Annotated in this window: 2 protein-coding genes; both read left to right on the forward strand. The window is 69.2% G+C overall.

Annotated features, from left to right (window positions below; genetic code table 11):
• A partial coding sequence (locus tag K7G59_RS34245; protein WP_225840613.1) for a condensation domain-containing protein occupies positions 1-1,649 on the forward strand: 1,649 nt, incomplete at its 5' end.
• Positions 1,646-2,978, forward strand: a 1,333-nt coding sequence (locus K7G59_RS34250; RefSeq protein ID WP_225840615.1) for a condensation domain-containing protein, incomplete at its 3' end; no start/stop codon positions are given. The genes K7G59_RS34245 and K7G59_RS34250, both read left to right, overlap by 4 nt.

Below are 2,978 nucleotides of genomic sequence, written 5' to 3' on the forward strand. Positions count from 1 at the left end.
CGGACACCGAGCGCACCCTCGCCGCGATCTGGTCCGAGATCCTCGGCATCGACACCATCGGCATCCACGACAACTTCTTCGAACTGGGCGGGGATTCGATCATCAGCATCCAGATGATCGCCCGGGCCAAGAAGTTCGGTGTGCACCTCACTCCGCGGCTGATCTTCAAGCATCAGACGATCGCCGAGATCGCGCTCCACGCCGGTACGGCCACGCAGGTCGACGCGGAACAGGGCCGTGTGGTGGGCGAGGTCCCGCTGACGCCGATCGAGCACTGGTTCTTCGAGAAGGATCTGCCGGCGTTCGACCACTTCAACCAGGCCGAGCTCCTCGTCACCGACGGGCTCGATCCCGACGTGCTGCGGCTCGCGCTGGCCGACCTGATCGAGCACCATGACGCGCTCCGCCTGCGCTGCGCGGAGGGCGCCGACGGCTGGCGGCAGTACCTGGACGAGACCGTGGACACCGGCATCCTCGACGTGCACGACCTGTCCGGTGTCGCGGACGAGTCCCTGGCGTCGGTGTCGCTGGACATCGCGGAGGAGACGCAGCAGAGTCTCGACCTGGCCAAGGGCCCATTGCTGCGGGCCGCTCTGCTGGAGCGGGGACCGACGCGCGGGCAGCGGCTGCTCATCGTCGTACACCACCTGGCGGTCGACGGTGTGTCCTGGCGGATCCTCCTGGAGGACCTGGGCAGTTGCTACGAGCGTCGGGCCGCCGGGCTCGCGCCCCTGCTGCCGGCGAAGACGACGTCGTTCCGGTCGTGGGCGCAGCGACTGCACGGCTTCGCCGACTCCGCGCAGGCACGGACCGAGTTCGCCTACTGGGCCGAGCCGAAGCCGGCCGGCCGGCTGCCGCGCGACCGGGACGGCCGCAACGACCTGGGATCCGCCGCCAGCGTCGTGGCGACGCTCGGCCCCGAGGAGACGCGTGCGCTGCTGCGGGACGTGCCACGGGCCTTCAGCACCCAGATCAACGACGCGTTGCTCACCGCGCTGGCGCACGCCCTACGAGACTGGACGGGCGAGCACGAGACCCTGATCGGTCTGGAGGGACACGGCCGCGAGGACTTGTTCCCGGACGTGGACCTGTCACGGACGGTCGGATGGTTCACGTCCGTCTTCCCCGTCGCGCTGAGGCTGGAACCAGGATCCACCGGTCCGGTGGCCTCGCTCGACTCCGTCCGCGAGCAGTTGGCGCGGATCCCGAACAAGGGCGTCGGCTACGGCATCCTGCGCCATCTCGGCGCCCCGGACATGGCTTCCGTACTGCGCCGGCAGCCCACCCCGGAAGTGAACTTCAACTACCTGGGGCAGTTCACCAGGGACCTGCCGGGCATCGGGCGGTACGCCGGTCCCGACGAGCCCAAGGGCCACTCGATCGGCCCGGACGGCATGCGCTGGAACGTGCTGGACGTGACCGCCGCCGTCGAAGGCGACACGTTCGGCCTGTACATCAGCTACTCGACCGCGCTGCACGACCGGCGCACTGTCGAGCGCCTGGCCGACGGTGTCCTCGGTCACCTGCGTGAGCTGATCGCCGGCAGTGCCGACGGAGCCGCCGACGCCCGCCGGGAGTCCCCCGGTGTTCCCCTCACCGATGTCGGTGATGCCGACATGGCCGCGATCCTGAAGAGGTTCTCGATATGAGCGCGCACAACGTGGAAGACGTCTACGGACTCTCGCCCCTGCAGTTCGGCATGCTGTACCACTCGCTGGAGGACACCTCCGACACGCGCCCGTACATGGTGCAGATGACGGAGGAGGTCGAAGGACCCTTCGACGAGACGTTGTTCGGCGCTGCGTGGCAGCAGCTCGTCGACCGGCACACGATCCTGCGCAGCGCGTTCGTGTGGGAGGGCGTGTCGGAGCCGGTGCAGGTGGTGCAGCGCCGGGCTCCGCTCCCCTTCGAGGTGCGGGATCTGCGCGGCCTGTCCGGTCAGGAGGAGCGGCTGGACGCCTTCCTGGCGGAGGACTGGGACCGAGGGTTCGACCTGTCCCGGGCCCCGCTGGTCCGGGTCACCGTGCTCCGGATGGCGGACCAGCGCCGGATCGTCGTCTGGTCGTTCCATCACATCCTCCTCGACGGCTGGAGTGTGCAGATCCTCCAGAAGGAGCTGTTCACCCTCTACCGGGCGCTGCTCGACGGCACCCCCGCCCAGCTGCCGCCGACCGTCCCCTACCGCCGCTACATCGAGTGGCTCAACTCCCGCCAGGACGACGGCTCCGCGGCGTTCTGGTCCGACTACCTGGCGGGCGTCACCGAGCCCACCGCCCTGCACGTCGACCGGGACACCGGTGACACGGGCGTCGGCGAGTTCGAGGTGTGCGCCACCGCCGAGCTGTTCACGCGGGCCCGGGAGTACGCCAAGTCCCAGCGCGTCACGATGAACACCCTGGTCCAGGGCCTGTGGTCGATCCTGCTCTCACGGTACAGCCGCCAGGAGGAGGTGCTGTTCGGCTCCACCATCTCGGGCCGCTCGATCGCCCTGCCCGGCGTCGACTCGATGATGGGGCTGTTCATCAACACGCTGCCGGTGCGAGGCCGGCTCACGGGCGACATGGTCGTGTCCGAGTGGCTGCGGGACCTCCAGGACGAGCAGCTGGAGATGCGGCAGTGGGAGTACTGCCACCTCGTCGACGTGCAGAAACACAGCAGGATCCCGCGAGGCGAGCCGCTGTTCCGGTCCATCCTCGTCTTCGAGAACTACCCGGTGGTGCAGAAGCCGTCGGACTTCCCCGAGGGGCTGACCCGGCGCCTGGTCAACTGCGTGGAGCGCACCGGCTATCCGCTGACCCTCGTCGTATCGGCGGGCCGCGCCCTGGAGTTCCGCTTCGTCTACGACCGCGGCAGGTTCGACGCGGAGACGGTCGAGCGCATGGCCGGCCATCTCCAGACCCTGCTGACCTCCGTGGTGGACTCGCCCGGCGCACGCATCGGCGACCTCAACATGCTCACGGAGCGGGAGCGGCGGGAGG

This window comes from Streptomyces sp. NK08204, from assembly GCF_020400585.1.
Classification (GTDB): domain Bacteria; phylum Actinomycetota; class Actinomycetes; order Streptomycetales; family Streptomycetaceae; genus Streptomyces.